At 58.2% G+C, this 17056-nt stretch carries 17 protein-coding genes and 2 pseudogenes; 9 read left to right on the top strand and 10 right to left on the bottom strand.

Annotated features, from left to right (window positions below; genetic code table 11):
- Positions 1-85: 85 nt before the first annotated feature.
- The 4 genes and pseudogenes from EE36_RS09925 to EE36_RS09910 all read right to left on the bottom strand — a co-directional run bounded on the left by EE36_RS09925 (position 86) and on the right by EE36_RS09910 (position 3741).
- Complete coding sequence (locus tag EE36_RS09925) at positions 86-1222, bottom strand: TAXI family TRAP transporter solute-binding subunit (protein WP_005851845.1); 1137 nt, start codon at positions 1220-1222, stop codon at positions 86-88.
- A gap of 165 nt (positions 1223-1387) precedes the next feature.
- Positions 1388-2458, bottom strand: a complete 1071-nt coding sequence (locus EE36_RS09920; RefSeq protein ID WP_005851844.1) for a malate/lactate/ureidoglycolate dehydrogenase — start codon at positions 2456-2458, stop codon at positions 1388-1390.
- A gap of 193 nt (positions 2459-2651) precedes the next feature.
- Positions 2652-3256: pseudogene (locus tag EE36_RS17335) on the bottom strand (DDE-type integrase/transposase/recombinase); the annotation flags it as partial.
- On the bottom strand, positions 3202-3741 hold the full coding sequence (locus EE36_RS09910) for a LysR family transcriptional regulator (RefSeq protein ID WP_005851841.1): 540 nt from the start codon (positions 3739-3741) through the stop codon (positions 3202-3204). The pseudogene EE36_RS17335 and the gene EE36_RS09910, both read right to left, overlap by 55 nt.
- 157 nt (positions 3742-3898) lie before the next feature.
- Between EE36_RS09910 and EE36_RS09905 the strand changes: the two genes are divergently transcribed.
- From EE36_RS09905 to EE36_RS17760, 4 genes are all read left to right on the top strand, one after another.
- Positions 3899-4675, top strand: a complete 777-nt coding sequence (locus EE36_RS09905) for a CmcJ/NvfI family oxidoreductase (RefSeq protein WP_005851840.1) — start codon at positions 3899-3901, stop codon at positions 4673-4675.
- A gap of 42 nt (positions 4676-4717) precedes the next feature.
- On the top strand, positions 4718-5500 hold the full coding sequence (locus EE36_RS09900; RefSeq protein WP_005851839.1) for an SDR family NAD(P)-dependent oxidoreductase: 783 nt from the start codon (positions 4718-4720) through the stop codon (positions 5498-5500).
- 450 nt (positions 5501-5950) lie between these two features.
- Entirely contained in the window at positions 5951-7165 is a 1215-nt protein-coding gene (locus EE36_RS09895) for a sigma 54-interacting transcriptional regulator (RefSeq protein WP_198005485.1), read from the top strand.
- A gap of 147 nt (positions 7166-7312) precedes the next feature.
- Positions 7313-7435, top strand: a complete 123-nt coding sequence (locus EE36_RS17760; protein ID WP_198005502.1) for a helix-turn-helix domain-containing protein — start codon at positions 7313-7315, stop codon at positions 7433-7435.
- Between the two features lie 210 nt (positions 7436-7645).
- Here the strand turns inward: EE36_RS17760 and EE36_RS09890 are convergent, their stop codons facing one another.
- The 6 genes from EE36_RS09890 to EE36_RS09865 form a co-directional block, all read right to left on the bottom strand.
- On the bottom strand, positions 7646-7948 hold the full coding sequence (locus EE36_RS09890) for a DUF1330 domain-containing protein (protein ID WP_005851835.1): 303 nt from the start codon (positions 7946-7948) through the stop codon (positions 7646-7648).
- 56 nt (positions 7949-8004) lie between these two features.
- Entirely contained in the window at positions 8005-8703 is a 699-nt protein-coding gene (locus EE36_RS09885) for a hypothetical protein (RefSeq protein WP_005851834.1), read from the bottom strand.
- On the bottom strand, positions 8700-9371 hold the full coding sequence (locus EE36_RS09880; RefSeq protein WP_005851832.1) for a 2-oxo acid dehydrogenase subunit E2: 672 nt from the start codon (positions 9369-9371) through the stop codon (positions 8700-8702). The genes EE36_RS09885 and EE36_RS09880 overlap by 4 nt, the downstream gene beginning before the upstream one ends.
- Positions 9368-9601 carry a biotin/lipoyl-containing protein gene (locus EE36_RS09875; RefSeq protein WP_005851830.1) on the bottom strand — a complete coding sequence of 78 codons (234 nt, stop codon included), beginning with the start codon at positions 9599-9601 and terminating at the stop codon, positions 9368-9370. Before EE36_RS09875 ends, EE36_RS09880 begins: the two co-directional genes overlap by 4 nt.
- A gap of 76 nt (positions 9602-9677) precedes the next feature.
- Positions 9678-10697: an alpha-ketoacid dehydrogenase subunit beta gene (locus EE36_RS09870; protein ID WP_005851829.1), complete on the bottom strand. Its 1020-nt coding sequence runs from the start codon at positions 10695-10697 to the stop codon at positions 9678-9680.
- Between the two features lie 15 nt (positions 10698-10712).
- Positions 10713-11702 carry a thiamine pyrophosphate-dependent dehydrogenase E1 component subunit alpha gene (locus tag EE36_RS09865; protein WP_254655569.1) on the bottom strand — a complete coding sequence of 330 codons (990 nt, stop codon included), beginning with the start codon at positions 11700-11702 and terminating at the stop codon, positions 10713-10715.
- A gap of 371 nt (positions 11703-12073) precedes the next feature.
- On the opposite strand from EE36_RS09865, the gene EE36_RS09860 reads away from it, so the two are divergent.
- The 5 genes and pseudogenes from EE36_RS09860 to EE36_RS17705 all read left to right on the top strand — a co-directional run.
- Positions 12074-12919, top strand: coding sequence for an enoyl-CoA hydratase/isomerase family protein (locus EE36_RS09860; protein WP_005851826.1), 846 nt, complete (start codon positions 12074-12076; stop codon positions 12917-12919).
- 194 nt (positions 12920-13113) lie between these two features.
- Entirely contained in the window at positions 13114-14100 is a 987-nt protein-coding gene (locus tag EE36_RS09855; RefSeq protein ID WP_005851824.1) for a zinc-dependent alcohol dehydrogenase family protein, read from the top strand.
- 221 nt (positions 14101-14321) lie between these two features.
- Positions 14322-15233: a hypothetical protein gene (locus tag EE36_RS09850; protein ID WP_005851822.1), complete on the top strand. Its 912-nt coding sequence runs from the start codon at positions 14322-14324 to the stop codon at positions 15231-15233.
- A gap of 189 nt (positions 15234-15422) precedes the next feature.
- Entirely contained in the window at positions 15423-16349 is a 927-nt protein-coding gene (locus EE36_RS17710) for a cyclic nucleotide-binding domain-containing thioredoxin-disulfide reductase (RefSeq protein WP_005851820.1), read from the top strand.
- A gap of 18 nt (positions 16350-16367) precedes the next feature.
- Positions 16368-17033: pseudogene (locus EE36_RS17705) on the top strand (NAD(P)/FAD-dependent oxidoreductase); the annotation flags it as partial.
- Positions 17034-17056 lie beyond the last annotated feature (23 nt).

Here is a 17056-nt window from a genome sequence, read left to right as displayed (position 1 = left end):
TTCATATTAGGGGGTACGGGCCGGTAAGAGGCACAGCAGGAACGGGCCGGCACCATGACCAGCCCGCCCCGAACTTTCGAAAGGTTTAGAAAACGACAGAGAACCCGCCGTCTGCCAAGGCCTTGCGGCGCGCCTCGGACCAGGCGGCTTCCCAGTCTGAAGGGTTAGACGCTTTCGTCGCTTCCCATGCCGCGGCCAGCGCTTCTTGGCGTTTCACGAGGTTGTCGTTATGCGCCTGCGCGGTGTCGGACCAAGCGCCCACTTCTTCGAAATAGCGGATCGCCCCTTCGTGGTAGGGCACCACCCATTCCATGTTCTGCTTGTCCAGCGCCCAGCCACCGATGCCGGGGGAATTGCCGTCATATTTCGGGAACAACTCTACCATCGCCTTGGTCATATTATAGACCAGCGCTTCGTCCGTGGCCGCAATCGAGGTCAGCACCGGATAGGCATAGCCCGCGCCCTGATAGCCGTCGGTCCCGTCGATGGTGGCCCCGACCTTGGCTTTGTTCAGCGTGAAGAAGGGGGCAATTTCCTGCATGCGGGCGAAACCCTCGGTGTCGTCGGGATCAATCGGCGGCCAGAACAGCCCGCGCGGCCCCGCTTCGGCCTCATATGCCTTGCCCGAATTGGTCGACGCAAAAGCCGCATCGACCTGCCCTTCGATCAGGCCGGTCCAGCTGGCCCCGAACCCCCCGAAATCAACCCGCTCCACATCGTCCCATGTCAAGCCGCCATAGGCCAGATAGGCTTCGGTGTTCACGTTCAACGCAGGGGCACCCACGATATAGGACACGCGCTTCCCCTTGAGGTCGGCATAGGTCTCGATCCCCAGATCGCCCGCGACACCGACCGCAAGGTTGATCGCGCCGCCGTTGTTCGCCAGCAGCACACGGATCGGCTGCGGGCCCCAGTTTTCGGCCCCGAAATCAAACACACCTTCCTGCGCCATAAAACTACCGCCCACACCCGTGGCCGAGAATTCAACCCGCCCCTGTCGCAATGGCTCTGTGCGCGACACGTCGTTCTTGCCCGGCAGCACGCGCAGGTTCACCCCCGCGGCATCTTGCAACGCAGCACCGATTGCCACGGCCTGATTATAGCCCGCCGACCCGGTGTCATAGGCCGTCCAGCTCAATTGGCGCGGCAGGTCCAGATCCTGCGCGACCCCCATGGAAGCCGTGAACCCAAATGCCACGACCGTCGTCTTCAATACGTTCATATCTTTCCTCCCAGAAAATCCTGCGGCGCAAAACATTCGCGTTTGCGGCAGGGTTAGCGGCCCGTTTTCTTGTGAAACGTGGTTCCGCCCTGTGGAAAAGGATAAGAGCGCGCCTTTCCGTGAGTCAACAAAAGACCGCGAGAGGCGCGATTGCGCAGGGTGGCGTCAATCAGAGGTAGAGCAAAGATGTTCTGACGCGGGAACACCCGCCTTGCGCGCCGCCTCCGACAGTTGCGCCAATGTGCCTGGATCCAGCGGAATACCCTTGGCCGATCGCTCTGCCGTACTGCGCCTTTCGGGGTCGCCGGGGAATTGCACCCCCGCCGTTCCGGGCGCTGCGGGGGATGCCTTGACCCAATCTGTATAGCTGTCCACATCCACACCAAAGCTTTGCGCAAGACCAAAGACATTCGGATCGATCAAGATGGCCATCATATTGTTCACGATCCGGTCGGGGACCTCGCGCTCGGGCGCATAGGCCCCGCCCCCGCTGAACGATCCACCCAAGATATCCCCCAGCAAGGCGAGCCCGAACCCTTTATGCTGCCCGAAGGCCGTCAACGCCCCGCCCGCACCGTCAAATACCACCGACGGATCGCGCGTGGCATTGCCCTGCGCATCAATCAACGCCCCTTCGGGCGCAGGCTTGCCGCTAAGCTGAGCCACACGCGCCTTGCCCATGGCGATGGTACTGGTCGCCATATCCAGTACAAACATCGGATGCTTTTCGGTCGCCGGTATCGCCGTGCAATAAGGATTGGTGACAAACCGCGCATCACTGCCGCCGAACGGTGCCACCAGGGGGCGCGCGGACTGAACATTCGCGTAAAGGATGCAGATAAACCCCGCCTCCGCCGCCATGATGCCCCAGTCGCCCAACCGCCCAAGGTGGAAGCTGTTGCGCAAGGACAGCATCGCGAAATGGTGGGTCTGCGCACGATCAATCGCCAGCGTCATCGCCTGCTCTGCCACGATATGGCCAAAGCCACGGTTGCCATCGACCAAGAGGAACGGCCCCTTGTCCTGCACCAGCTCGATATCGGCCGCAGCGTCCAACTGCCCTGCAAGAATACCGTCCACATAGGCGGGTATCATCCCCACCCCGTGGCTGTCATGCCCCGCCAGATTAGCCCCCACCAACCGCGCCGCAACCTTCGCCGCCCGCCCTGCATCCTTCCCTGCATGCGCCAAAATAGCCGTCGCAAAATCCGTCAACCGCCCCGCATCAACCGCCATCGGTCTGTCCTCCCCCAAATATGCTGTCCACGCCGCCTCTCCCAAAGCGAACGCCCACGACCGCAACCTCGCGCCAAGAAGCGGAAACTGCAAGCCGGAGGGTCATCGGAAGCGGAAGGAGCCAATGCGGGCGTCTACGGCGGGAAAGTTTTCAACGGAGAGTTTAAATGGTGCCCGGGGCAGCTTGGGTTTCCCGGACGCGTTCCCGTTTGAGCAGGTTGAAGAAGCTCTCAGCGACCGCATTGAAGCTCCTATATTCGTCAAGCCTTGATCCGTGTGGATCAGGACGCGTCGCTTAGGTTTGCGTCGCCAGACAGCCATCAGAAAGGCTTGCAGCACGAGGTCTGTTGGTTGCCGCGATTGTGTCGCCCAGCCGATCACACGTCGTGAGTAGAGGTCGATGATAACCGCCAGATAGAGAAACCCCTCATAGGTTTTGATGTAGGTGATATCTGACACCCAGGCGGTGTCTGGCGCTGTTACATCAAACTGCCGGTCTAACGTGTTGTCGACGACGACTGACGGCCTTCCACCATACTTGCCCGGCTTACGTTTATACCCGATCTCTGCGCGGATCCCGGCCAAACGGGCCAACTCACGCTTGAGCCTGCGGTTCTCAGCTTCATGGTCAACAGATGATGTCTGTGACGCAGCTTTTGCGTAGAGCTTCATCCATTTGTAGAGCGAATATGTACTGACGCCCAACCGTTGTGAAACCTCGCGAACGGCATACCCCCGCACTGTTATCTGATGGACGGCATCGCGCTTGAAATCGTCACTGAAATTTGGCTTCCCCATAACGGCTTCCTTGCCTCAAAGTTAGGGAAGAAAGCGCCTACAAATCTAGGGGCTGCTCTAAGGGCCAAATCAAAACTGCCTTCGATGGCATCAAAGCTGGTATCCGACAGGCGCAAGTCCAGCGTCAAATCGGGGAAAAGGGTTTGGAATTCGGGTAAGAGTGGCATGATGTGCAACTGTGCGAAACTGCTGGGCGCGGCAAAGCGCAAGGTGCCATGGGCACCGACACCCTTGCCGCCCAACGCCGCCTGTGCGGCCTCTGACTGCGCGAGAATTTCGCGGGCATTGGGTAGAAAATCCGCCCCTTCCAGTGACAATGAAACCTTGCGGGTGGTGCGGCGTAGCAGCTCCACCCCAAGCTCGGTTTCCAACTTGGCAAGGCGGGCGCTTGCCACGGCAGGTGCAAGGCCAAGTTCACGACCCGCAGCGCTGATATTGAGCCGCTCTGCTGCCATTACGAACAATCGCAGGTGATCGCTGTCCATCAATTATACCCAAAATCAAGAAAGTGAACTCCACTCTCGGCAGTTTATTGCGCGAAAAACAAGGTATAAATTCGCTTCCTAAGGATGACATCAACTCAAGGCTTTTGGGGTAATCCGCCGCGCAGACTGGCCCGATCATGATGGAAAGGAAGCTCTGATGACACAGACCGGAACCGTAAATTATCACGTCCACAAGCCGTTTCGGCAGGCGTTCGAAATTGATGTGGATGGCGTTGCTGGCAACCTCATCGAGCCAGAGTTTTTCGCTGCCAAGATCGCAGTGAAGGATCAACGGAACTGCGAGGCCGCCACGGATTTTGCAGAGGATGGCTTTGCTTTTACCAACTCCCCAACGGCTATAGTGGATTTCAAAGGTGGCAATTGGCAAAGCCAATATGATGCCGAACTGGCCGATCTATTGAAACAGGAAGTTGGCGCAAAAGAGGTGATCACCTTTGATCATACGGTACGCATCGATGATCCGCAGGCCAAGCGCCGCCCGGCCCGCCACGTCCACAGCGATTATAGCCGCGAGGGTGCAGAAAGGCGTCTTGTGGATATTCTTGGCCCTGGACAGGCCGATGAATGGGCGCAGGGTCATTATGCCTTTATCAACGTCTGGCGCCCGATCGCGAACCCGATCAATTCTGCACCTCTTGGCTTCATTCGGCCGTCGACGGTCAGAGACGCAGATTGGATCGTGATTGACTTGATCTACCCCGATCGCAAAGGTCAGGTGATGGGGTTGGCAAAAGACGACGCGCACGAATGGGTTTACCGCTCACGGATGACGCCGGACGAGGTCGCGTTTTTCAACATCTACGACAATTCCGGCCGCCCCTGCGTTGGCCACAGTGCGATTGATCTGGTCGAGGACCCGACAGTCACGGCGCCCCGCCAAAGCATCGAGAGCCGTACGTTGGTTCGCTATTAAAGAGCGCCCAGCCGCGCCTTGCACACCTGAGGAGACGTTCACATGACCAAGACAATTCTTATCACCGGCGCGACGGACGGGATCGGCCTTTTGACAGCCAAGACGCTGACTGCCGAGGGCCACAACGTCCTGTTGCACGGGCGCAGCGCGGACAAGTTGGAAGCCGCGGCACGCGAGGTCGGGGGCAATCCGGAAACCTACCGGGCTGACCTTTCGCTGCTGGGGGATGTTAACGCCTTGGTGGCAGATGTCCGTGCCAAACATGACACCCTAGATGTGTTGATCAACAATGCCGGTGTTCTGAAGGTTCCCAACACACAGACGGACAGCGGGCTGGACGTGCGTTTCATGGTCAACGCAATCGCGCCTTGGGCTTTGACCGTTGGTCTGCTGCCGATCATCCCAAAAGACGGTCGCGTGGTGAGCCTTTCCTCAGCAGCACAAGCGCCCGTCAACATCAAGGCCATGCGCGTTGAGCAACAGCTTGGCCACAACGAAGCTTACGCGCAAAGCAAGCTGGCGTTGACAATCTGGTCGCAGGAATTGGCGCGCGAACACCCCGACGGGCCGATGTTTGTCTCGGTCAACCCGGGGTCTCTTCTTGCCACAAAAATGGTCAAGGAATCCTATGGAATGGCGGGCAATGACCTGCGGATCGGGGCGGACATCCTGCGCCGTGCGGCAGTGTCCGAGGAATTCGCCAACGCCTCGGGGCAGTATTACGACAACGATGCCGGACGCATCGCACGGCCCCATCCCGCCGCAGCCGACCGCGCACATGTCGCGCAACTGATGGCGGCTATTCGTGAGCTGGCTGGCGCCTGAGGCGTCCCAAAACGTTTGCCGATCAAGGGGATTGCGCATTAAGCTAAGAGTCGGGAGGAGACGTGATGAGAGGTTTCATTACCTCAAATCAAACGGATGCGATTGCCGCGTCCTGGGACCGGTGTGCGCGGCAGTATAACCTGCGGCACGATACCGGGCGGCCTATCATGCGCCTCCAATCCTCCGAAGTTGCCCCCCCGACTTGAACAGATTGTCGAGAGCACCGGCGGCAGGCAGGGCTTCTTTCAACATCTTGCTTCGGTCGCGGGCGAAATCGGTCATTGTCTGGTTGTCACCGACGCCGATGGCGTCTCTGTTCGGATTGAGCATAGCGGGGCGACGAGTGACTCTGACGGATGGAACGGCATCGCCCTTGGGTCATGTTGGGACGAACGCGTGGCCGGTACAAACGGCGTATCCATGGCCTTGCGGACGGGCCACGCAATCACTGTGCGCGGTGCGGATCATTACTTTTCGACGCTCAGACAGTTCGCCTGTACCGGCGTTCCGGTGCTGGATGCCAACGGGGGGATGATTGGTGCAATCAATCTTGTCTCTGTCGATCGGGGCAATCGCGCGGATTATCTGTTTGGGCAGCAGCTGTTGGCAAAGACCGCGCATCGCATTCAGCGCAACCTGTTTGAAAAGCAATTCAACGACGCGATGCTTGTGACGGTCTCGCGTGTGGGGCGTGATCACGTCCTATCCGAAGATGCATTGGTCGCCGTGAACGAGGCAGGAATGATTATCGGCGCCACTTCGACCGTTTCCGCCTGCCTTGAAGGTGCAAGCGCTGCATCGCTGAGGGGGAAGGCGTTCGAGGCGATCTTTCACGTCGACAACAATCGGCTGGTGAATGTGCCCGAGAGGGTACTTTCGATTCCAGCCAATCATGGGGCCGCCGTGAACCTGACGGTTGCTTTGCCAACGACCGCCGCACCCCAACGGGTGTCCAAGCCGCTGCCGCCCGGCCCTGCGCGAAAACAGCGCTTGCCACCATCGCTACAGCAGTTGGCGACCGGAAGTCATAGCATGGCTGCCGCCTGTCGCCGTGCGCGAACCATGTTGGAAGACACAGCCATGCTGCATCTGGAAGGCGAAACCAGGACCGGGAAATCCGCGCTTGTGGCCGCATTGCTGCAAACCGATGCCCCTGACGCACCGGTTTTCGATCTGGATTGTGCGACGCTTGGCGACTGTGACGCCGACACAGACCATTTGCGCAGGGTCATTGAGCAAGCCCGCGTCGTTTCAAGAATGTCCTATGGCAAGGGCGTCCGCGCGACCTTGGTGTTTGACAATGTGGACGAGTTGCCGCGCACTTCGCAGGCAGAGCTGCGACGTTTCCTGAATGAACAGGAAGAACACCGCCACCAAACGGGTGACCCTGGGCATGACAGCCGCCTGCGTGTGGTTTCCACCAGCCGCAAACCTTTGATAGACGCCGTCAACGCGGGGCATTTCAGAGACGACCTAGTTTATCTTCTAACAGGCTCAAAGGTCTTCCTGCCCCCTCTCCGCAGGCGTGAACATCCAGAGGTTCTGGCCCAGGCCCTGTGCGCGCAGCTGACTGGTTGTAACGTCACCTTCAGTGCCGAGGCCAAAGATGCGCTTTGTCGCCTACCGTTCCATGGCAATGTCCGCGAAATGCGCGGCGTGCTTTAGAACGCATTGGCAACGGCGCAGGACAACCGGATCAACCTGCTTGATTTGCAACAAGCCTGTGTTGGCGCTCCTCTGACCTCTGCGATACCGGAACCGGTTTGCGCCATTGTACCCGACAGTCCGGTAACCGCCTATGACGAACGCAGCATGATCCTTGATGCGCTCAGCAACAGTCGGTGGAATGTCAGCGAAGCTGCTCGCATACTTGGAATGGGGCGCGCAACGATTAACCGGAAACTGAAAATGTACGAGATCCGGCGGCCGACCTGAAGCAGGCCGGCCCACCGTCGCGTAAAAAAGGACCGCCTGTCAAAGGCGGTCAGAAGGCATGTGTGCATCATTTTGCCGAGCCTCACGTGCGAGGTGTGATAGAGTACAGATCACACTCACATTGTGGGTTTATTAGGCTTTTCTTGGCGTCCTCACAGGCCGTCGGCAGTAGCGGAATTCGCAAGGACACCGCTGGGTATCTTAAGGTTCTCAGGCAAGCTCGTCCTTGCCGTCGATAATGAAATGGAAGCTGGTCGATCCCTTGTGGCGAGCTTCAAGATAGGGCGCGTAGTCCGGATCATTCACAAAATCGCGGGCGGCTTGCGTGTTCGGCCATTCAAGGATCACGCGCAGGGCTGCGGGCTGGTCTTCCCCCTCGACCTGTTCGTGGCTGGTTGTGCGCGCAATATACTTGCCGCCATGTTTGGCGATGATCTTGCCGACCGGCTCGATATAGCCGGGGATCCAGCTGTCGTCGGTGGGTGTCACGGCCAGAACTGAATAGGCTGTCATGGGTTGGTTCCTCCTCTTTGGTATCGATTACCCTTGTTGTTAACGCGGGTTTGGGTTCAGGCCGCTCGGCGACCTAAATGCTGTGTTGCGCGCAGAGTGTCGCGCTGTGCTATTTCATCGAGTGATGCGGCCAATGTGTTCATCGGATCACGCTGCGACGGGATGGCCCTGTCCAACGTCGTGTGAACACCTGCGTCAATTGGGCCAAGGGAAAGGTCACGCTGAAACGCATCGACGGCTGCTGCCCCGGTGGCCAGATCGCCCTCCACCAAAATCAGCGCATGTGCCAAAATGCGGCGCTGCCCGTTGCCAACAGGACGTATGCGCTGTGCCGTGCCAACGACTTTGCGGCCCTTCAAGGACAGGTTCCACGCCCCGTCACAAAAGCTGTTCGGGGTCGCACCCGTCGCCCAACCGGCGGGGATTGCATTCTGAATGAGCCGTGTGATCAGGCGGTATCCATCCTCGATGGAGAACGTCCGATCAGCGGTAAACGCCAGCGCGAGGTTTAACACCCCCGGCCCTTGGGGGACCGCGCCGCAGCCCGTGGGGCGCAGATGTAACGGCCAGCCGCGCGCGGCTGAATTACGCTTCGCCGTGTCAAATCCGGGCTTGAGCTTCAGGCTTGCCGGACAGACAAGCGCGCGGCGGCGTGGGCTCCAGAGACAGGTTACAGCGCCTTGCGCCGCGAAGGCCGCTGCCTCAAGGGCAAGCCCCTCGGCCACGCCCTCCACATATGTGAGAGGTGCGTTCACACCGCCATCCTTTCGATCTCTTCGCAGATCGAGGTCAGCAGATCACCCGCCGGTGCGCCATCAAGCGCGCGGTGATCGAATGTCAGCGAAAGGCCCACATGGGGGCGCAGTTCGATCAAGCCATCCTCGCCCCGTACCGCGCGATCCGTAATGCGCCCAATACCAAGGATGCAGATTTGCCCCGCGTTGATGATCGGCGTGAAATGTTCCACCCGCGTCAGGCCGAGGTTGGAGACGGTGAATGTGCCGCCCGTCATTTCTGTCACGGTCAGCTTGTTGATCTTGGCCCGCGTGGCCAGATCCTGCCGCGCCGCACGCAATTCGGTTACATCCATCGCATCGGCACCGAACATGGCAGGGGCGACCAACAGATTGCCGGGCAAGGCGATAGCCACCGACAGGTCAACCGCATCAGACAGATGCACCTCGCGCCCCTCGACACGTCCGTTTGCATCGGGGTTCTTTTTCAGGGCGCGCACCACGGCCAGCATCAAGAGATCCTCAACAGATATCTTGGTACCTGCCGCGCCCAAGCGTGTTTTTTCGGTCATCAGCGCCGTCGCATCGGCGCTGCCGTGGTGGGTCAGTTGCGCGCCTGTCGCGAGGCTTTTCACCATGGCATCCGCGATCATGCCGCGCACGCCTTTGAGAGGGACGACCTTGGTCATTCGACCGACCCGATGACGGCGCCCTTGGGCACAACGGCATCGGCCTCTTCCTTGATCCGCAGGGTGCCAGAAGCCGGTGCGTTAATCTCGTATTGCACCTTGGCGGTCATAATCTCGACCACCAACGCGCCTTCTTCGACGGTCGCGCCATCATCAGCAAGCCAGCCGGTGATCACTGTTTCTTCGTCCTCTTCCCAGAGGTCGGATGGGATGACGATATCTGTTGCCATTTTAGGTGTCCTTTCCTGTTCGGGGTCGCGCTGCATGCGACCCCGTTAATTAGTGATTTGTTGGTTTTGGTTCGGCTCAGGCCGCTTGCATCTCGTCCCAGGCAGCGACGATCTTGTCAGTGTTGGGCAGGCAGAACTGCTCCATCGCCCGCGCGAATGGGATCGGCACATCGGGGAAGGCAACGCGTTTCGGCGCGGCCTTGAGAACCGAGATATCATGCTCGGTCACGGAGGCGATGATTTCGCCGGACAGGCCGTAGCTCATATAGTCCTCGTCCACGACGATCAGCCTGCCGGTCTTGGCGGCGCTGGCGCGGATGGTGTCACGGTCCAGTGGGACAAGGCTGACAAGATCGACAACCTCGGCACTGACGCCTTGTTCTTCGAGTTTCTTGGCGGCCTTCAGCGCGTTGTGAACGCCCATGCCGCAACTGACGATGGATACGTCCTTGCCTTCGCGCACAACCTTGGCCTTGCCGATTTCCAGTGTGTAGGGCTCTTCCGGCACATGCACAGTCGCCCCCGCCTCGGTGCCAAGCCAACCCATGCCCTGCAGCCCCTTGTGGTACATGTAAACCACCGGACTGTCGTCGCGCATGGCGGCCGTCATCAACCCTTTGGCGTCATAGGCATTGGATGGGGCAACAACCTTCATTCCGGGCAGGTGGGCAAAGGTGCCGTACAGACACTGCGAATGCTGGCCGCCATCGGAATAGCCACCACCGGTTGATGTCATCAGAACCATTGGCACTTTCACGTTGCCGCCGGAGAAATAGATGTTCTTGGCCATCAGATTGTAGATCGCATCAAAGCAGACGCCAAAGAAGTCGACGAACATCAGTTCGACCACCGGACGCATGCCATCCTGCGCCGCACCAACAGCGGCACCGATAAAGGCAGTTTCCGAAATCGGCGTGTCGCGGATGCGTTCCGCCCCGAACTCCTCGATTAACCCACGGGTGTTGCCATAGACGCCACCCAGAGGGCCGATGTCCTCGCCCATCACAAAGACGGAGGGATCGATGCACATTTCCTGTGCGGTGGCTTCGGCCATAGCGCGGGCGATGGTCAGTTTTCTCTCGTTCGATTTGGTCATGTCTCTCCCTCCCGTTTATGCTGCGAACACGCGCGTCAGCGCATCTTCGGGGGCTGCATCATCGCTTTCGCGGGCGAACTTGATCGCGGCATCAACGCGCGCAGCAGATTCTTCCTCGATCGTGTCCAAGTCCGCCTCGCTGGCAGCCCCTTCGGCGAGCAATCTTTCCCTCATTTTCGGGATCGGATCTTTTTCAAACAGCGCGTCCTTTTCCCTTTCGGGGCGATAGGCCTCGGCGTCACCCATAAAGTGGCCCGCTAAACGGTAGGTTTCACATTCCAGCAGCGATGGGCCTTCACCCGCTCGTGCTCGGGCAATCGCCTCGCCTGCTGCTTCAAAGATGGCATAGGGGTCGTTGCCCTCAATCCGTTTGCCAGGGATGCCATAAGCCGCCGCGCGGTCTGCATGGCTGCCGATGCTGCTGGCGGTTTCTTTGGCGACAGAAATGCCCCAGCCGTTATCCTCGACCACGCAGATAAAAGGCAGGTTCCAAACGGCAGCGAGGTTCATCGCCTCGTGCCAACCGCCCTGGTTCACCGCGCCTTCACCGACGAAGGCCACGGCAACGCCCGGCTTGCCTTGCATCTTGCGGCTGAGCGCCGCACCGACGGCGGGGCCCATGCCCTGCGCGATAATACCGGAGCAGGCAAAGTTCACATTATCATCAAACAGATGCATGTGCCCGCCGCGACCACCGGATAAGCCGGTTTTCTTGCCGAAGATCTCGGCGGCCATTTTGTCCAGATCGACGCCTTTGGCGATGGCCTGATGGTGTGGACGGTGGGTGGCTGTGACCACATCCTCGGGAGTCAGGTGCGCACAAACCCCCACCGCCACTGGCTCCTGCCCGTCGGACAGATGCATTTCACCCGGGATCGGCCCGTTGGCCATGTTGAACGCCGGTGATTTACCCTCGAAATAGATCTTCGCAATGGCCTCATCGAACCTCCGGCTCGTGACCATATTGCGATACATCCAATGCTGTTCTTCGCGTGTTGGTGACATGAATTCCTCCTCCCATGTGCGCGGCCTCTCCCTGCCGCATTAACGCTATGGTGAGGATTGATCCTGTTAGGCCGCAGAACAACGGTGCTGACGCCCACGCGGGGCTTGATCGCGCAAACTGTCTCACCGTGAGACAGATTGAGCCAGATTGTGGTGCACCTTGAGCAGGAACTGCTCTGCAGGTCGAAGAAAGACGGCCATCGACTCAGCATTAAAGCGGCACGCAATTTATATTCAAAATCCGAATTCTGTAGCTCACTTCATCCCCGTTTATCCAAAATTTGGATCATCTCATCATAGGGGCACGAAAAAGAGCTTCGGCTCACAATTCAAGCCCTGCGCAAAACAGGGCACCACAACGGAGAGATGCTATGAAGTACGAGAATTTCACAACGTTTAGCGTCGATGTCAAAGATGCCATCGCTACCGTGACGTTCGATTATGGAACGGTCAACGTTCAGGGACAAGAGATGCTCGCCGACCTGAACAGCCTTGCCATGCGGCTTGAGCGGGACCGCGATACAAAGGTTGTAATCTTCCAGTCGGCGCACCCCGAAATCTGGGTGGCGCATTACGATACGGAGCTTCTTAAAGATATGGCGATCGAAGCCGTTTCGCGCGAAAACGCGGTATTGCTTGACCTACAAATGGTGTGCGAACGGATTAGCAGGGTGCCGCAAGCGACCATTGCGAAGCTGGAAGGGTTTGCACGTGGCGGAGGCCATGAACTGGCACTGGCGCTCGACATGCGGTTCGCCGCGCGTGGCAAGTACAAGTTTATGCAAATGGAAGTCGGCATGGGCATTCTGCCCTGTGGAGGCGGCGCGTCTCGTATGGCCCGTCAAACCGGTTTGGGCAAAGCGTTGGAAATTATCCTTAGCGCAAATGATTACGACGCAGATGATGCGGAACGGTTCGGCACGATTAACAAGGCGCTTGAGCCCGATGAGATCGGCCCCTACGTTGACGCGCTTGCGCAGCGCATTTCCAAATTTCCCGCGGCTTCGATTAACGCTTGTAAGCAGATGGTTTACGAATCTATCGACAAACCAATTGAAGAAGCCCTGAAGGCAGAGGCCTATTGGCTTTATCAAGCGACCAGCAAAACCCCGGCCATCAAGCGTTTCACAGTGGCTGACGAACAAGGGCTTGAGCACGACATCGAGAACCAACGCAATTGGGGCGATCTGGTCATGAAGGTTCAAGACATCAACTAAACTCCCCTTTTTAAGGGCACTACTCAAGAACCGCGCCCGTATTCACGGTGCGGTTCTTTCTGTTTGGTCGCCGTCCACGCGCAGATGACAGCATTACCTTCAGAATCCGAAAACTGAACTCCGGATTGCACCGATTACCCAAATATTCAGACCTGTTAGTTCTGTGTCAACAAACACATTGAAAGGAAAATCCGATGAAAACCATGGCCCTCTCCGAATACGGACCCAACTCCGCCTTTGCATTGACCGAGCTGCCCAAACCAACCGCAGACACCGGTCATGTGATTGTTCGCGTTCAGGCAACCAGTATTAACACAATCGACATGATGATCCGCAATATGGGCACGGACCTTGGTTTTGCCCCCGCTACACCTGCTGTTTTGGGCATGGATTTTGCTGGCACGATTGAAGAAGTCGGCGAGGGTGTGACCGGTTTCGCCGTGGGCGACGAAGTATATGGCTGCGCCGGTGGTCTGGCCAACCTTCAGGGCGCTCTGGCGGAATACATGCCGGCTGATGCACGGCTGATCACGAAAAAGCCGAAATCCCTATCCATGCGTGAAGCAGCCGCGATCCCTTTGGTCGGGATCACCGCTTATGAGGGGCTCAAGCGGGCTGGCGTTGGCAAAGGCCAGAAGGTGCTTGTCCATGGCGGTTCCGGCGGTGTCGGGCACATCGGCGTGCAATTGGCGCGTGAGTTCGGCGCTGATGTCTATGCCACCGACAGCGGCGATGAACGCCTATCCGTTGTGCGCGACCTTGGTGCCGAAGCGATCGATTTCAAGGCGGAGTCCGTCGAGGACTACGTCGCCAAGCATACTGACGGCAAAGGTTTCGACGCGGTGCTGGATACAGTCGGCGCTGGCAACCTGACGAACTCGTTCAACGCGGTCGCCTTGAACGGCCATGTGGCCACGACGCTCGCGCTGGCAGAGCTTGACCTGTCCCCCGCCCACCTCAAGGGTGCCTCACTGCATGTCGTTTTCATGCTGATCCCGATGTTGCATGACAAAGACCGCGCAGACCACGGTGCAATTCTGGCCGAACTGGCTAAGCTGGTTGATAGCGGCGCATTGAAACCGGTGGTGGATGAGCCCCAGTTTACCCTTGAGGAGGTCGGTGCAGCCTATGACCGGCTTGCCAGCGGCAAGGCAATCGGCAAGGTGGTCGTAGACGTATAACGCACAACAAGGCGCGTTCGGCATGGCGCGGCGGGCTTCGGCTCGCCGCGCCATGCGTTTTTCCGAAATAGAATTTTGAAGAAAAACGGCGTCCCAACCCGAACTGATGATTATATCCATTACCCGAATTTTGATTACAAATTATGCCCGTTTATCAAGCGAATGGAGATCAATAAGTGTTGCTTATCAAACCTGCTCCAACATAAGAAGGATGCTTCTAAATGACCCTTTCATCTCTTCAACAAGCCCGTGCCATTGCGCGCCCAAGCCGGGAACAAATGCTCAACCGCGAGCTCTCTGTCCAACAATTCTGGAGCCAGAACCGCGATCTGTTTGAACGCGCTTGGTCAGAATGGCAGACGGAGAACGAGGCTAAACTGCCTCAGCTCGACAGCTCTATTTTCGATCCGAAACTGCGCGCGGCTGTGGAACAAGCTTGGGTAGATCCGACAGCCGAAGGTGCGGTCAAGGACCTGTGGGAAGAAGTCTTCCCCGGAGTCTATCGCGCGCAATTCTTTGATGTCGAACGCCTTGCGGCCCTGCGTGAATACCTTGACGGCGTTGCAGATGCGGACATCCCATTGCGCCCCCCTTACGGGATCGTGCTGAACCGCGGTGGTGCCATGCTTGACCCGCGCTCCGAAGGGTATCTTGCCGCGCCCGGGTTTCAGGGCTTCTACCGCGAGATGATGGACGCCTACATGCGGCCCGTGTCTCGTCTGCTATTTCCTGACGTTGTAGGCTACGACACACAAACATTCGGGTTCTCTATCCGGTGGCAGGCCAGCAAAGATACGTCCCTGCGCCCTCATTCCGATGCCTCTGCGGTGACATTGAACATCAACCTGAACCTGCCCGATGAATGGTACTCCGGTTCGGCCGTCAGCTTCATCGATCCGGTTTCACGCCGCGTTGAAAAACTTACGTTTGAACCCGGCACCGCCCTGATCCACCACGGCAGCGTCCCCCACGCGTCCGAGCCGATCACTGAAGGCGAACGCTATAACTTTGTTCTGTGGCTGTATGGTCAACACGGACAAATTCCGCATGGCAGCACCCCGACGCCGCAAATCTCGGCCAAGGACAGGTGGTCCGTACCAACGGAAGAATTTGACAATTTCGCGCCGTTCTAAGGCCGGGTTGTCCCTTGACATAGTGATATATTCGGGCGGTTCAGGCCGCCCGGATATGCGACGGAAATAACGTGCGGCATGCCTGTAACATAAGGTTCGTTGAGCGTCTGTGCATCATGCGTTTATTCTCATCAACGGGGGTGCGACGCGCCGAGAGCAACCAACAAATAGCTAAAAGGGATGCTAAGCATGGAAAGCTTTGCGAACGATCTTAGTCAGATGCAGCGGACGCCCTTGCATGCGGACCATGTCGAAGCGCTGCGACAGGTTGGAACGATACGGACGTATGCCGCAGGCGACACGATCATTCGACCCGGTGATCCGCTGGAGGAATTGCTTTATATTGAAAGCGGCGAGATAGAGGTTGTGCATCCGATTACGCAGGAGCGGACAATCGCTGCCACGATGGGGCCATCCCAATTTACCGGTGAAATCGGGACGCTGTCCGGTGCGGTGTCAATGATCCAGATGAGGGCGTGTGAAACCTCGACGGTGATCGCGGTCAAAAACGCAGACCTGATCAAACTGATGTCCCGCATCCCCGAGATGAGCGACATAATTTTGACTGTTTTTGCCGCCAGACGCCGCGGAAACATCGAGCATGGACAAACCGAGCTCAAGTTGATCGGCGCGGATGTTGATAAAGATATTCAGAAGATCGCCGTCTTTGCACAGCGCAACCGGATCGCGGCGCAACTGATTGATCTTGAAAGCGCCGAGGCCGACGCGGAACGCACAAGCTGTGATCTACAAGGTTGTGGCCCTGCGGTGATTTTTGGCGGTGAGGTGATTTACGATCCGACGCCGGAAAAGCTCGCTCGGACATTGGGGCTTGAACTGGTGATCCCGAACGGCGAAGTGGTCGATGTCCTGATTGTCGGGGGCGGGCCTGCGGGCGTAGCCGCAGGGGTGTATGCTGGTGCCGAGGGACTATCTGCCGTCGTCGCAGAAGATATCGCCATCGGTGGGCAGGCAGGCACCTCCAGCCGGATCGAGAACTACATGGGATTTCCAACGGGAATTTCAGGTGGAGACCTTGTGTGGCGCGGCGAAGTCCAAGCGATGAAATTCGGCACCCGATTTGCCATGCCATTGCGGATCGAGGCAGTAGCCTAGCGCGACGACCGCTTTTACGCGACCTGTTCAAACGGACGCGAACTCTGCGCACGGTCGATTGTGGTGGCAACGGGTGTTCAGTATCGCAAGCTGCCGATCCCGCGACTGGAAGAATTCGAGGGCGTCGGCGTTTATTATGCCGCCACAGAAATGGAAGCTCGGTTTTGCCGAAACTCGGAAGCCATCGTTGTAGGCGGCGGCAATTCCGCGGGGCAAGCGGCCATGTTCCTCAGCCGCGCGGCGGCGCACGTGCATCTGCTGGTGCGCTCCGGCAGCCTTGCCGCGTCTATGTCGGATTATCTGTCGTCGCGTCTTGAGGCCGATCCACGGATCACGATCCATTACCAAGCAGAAATTTCCGATCTGCATGGCGATGACAAGCTATCCGCAGTGACAGTGAAAAACAAAGCCGACAGCACACATCATCGCTATGACAGCCGCACAGTTTTCATCATGGCGGGGGCTGCGCCCAATACAGATTGGCTGGCCGGGCACGTCGCGTTGGACGATAAGGGCTTCGTTCTGACAGGCACCGAAAACGGTGGCCGATCGCCGTTTGAAACATCGACCCACGGCATTTTTGCAGTTGGCGACGTGCGGTCCGGTTCGGTCAAGCGAGTGGCGTCATCGGTGGGCGAAGGCTCGGTCGTCATGAGCGAAGTCTGGAACCATTTGAATAGCTGAACCCCAGTTGAAAACTTGACGGA

The sequence above is a fragment of the Sulfitobacter sp. EE-36 genome, assembly GCF_000152605.1.
GTDB classification, from domain to species: Bacteria; Pseudomonadota; Alphaproteobacteria; order Rhodobacterales; family Rhodobacteraceae; genus Sulfitobacter; species Sulfitobacter pontiacus.
Note: the sequence above shows the minus strand (reverse complement) of the source record. Positions and strands in the feature narration are given on the sequence as shown.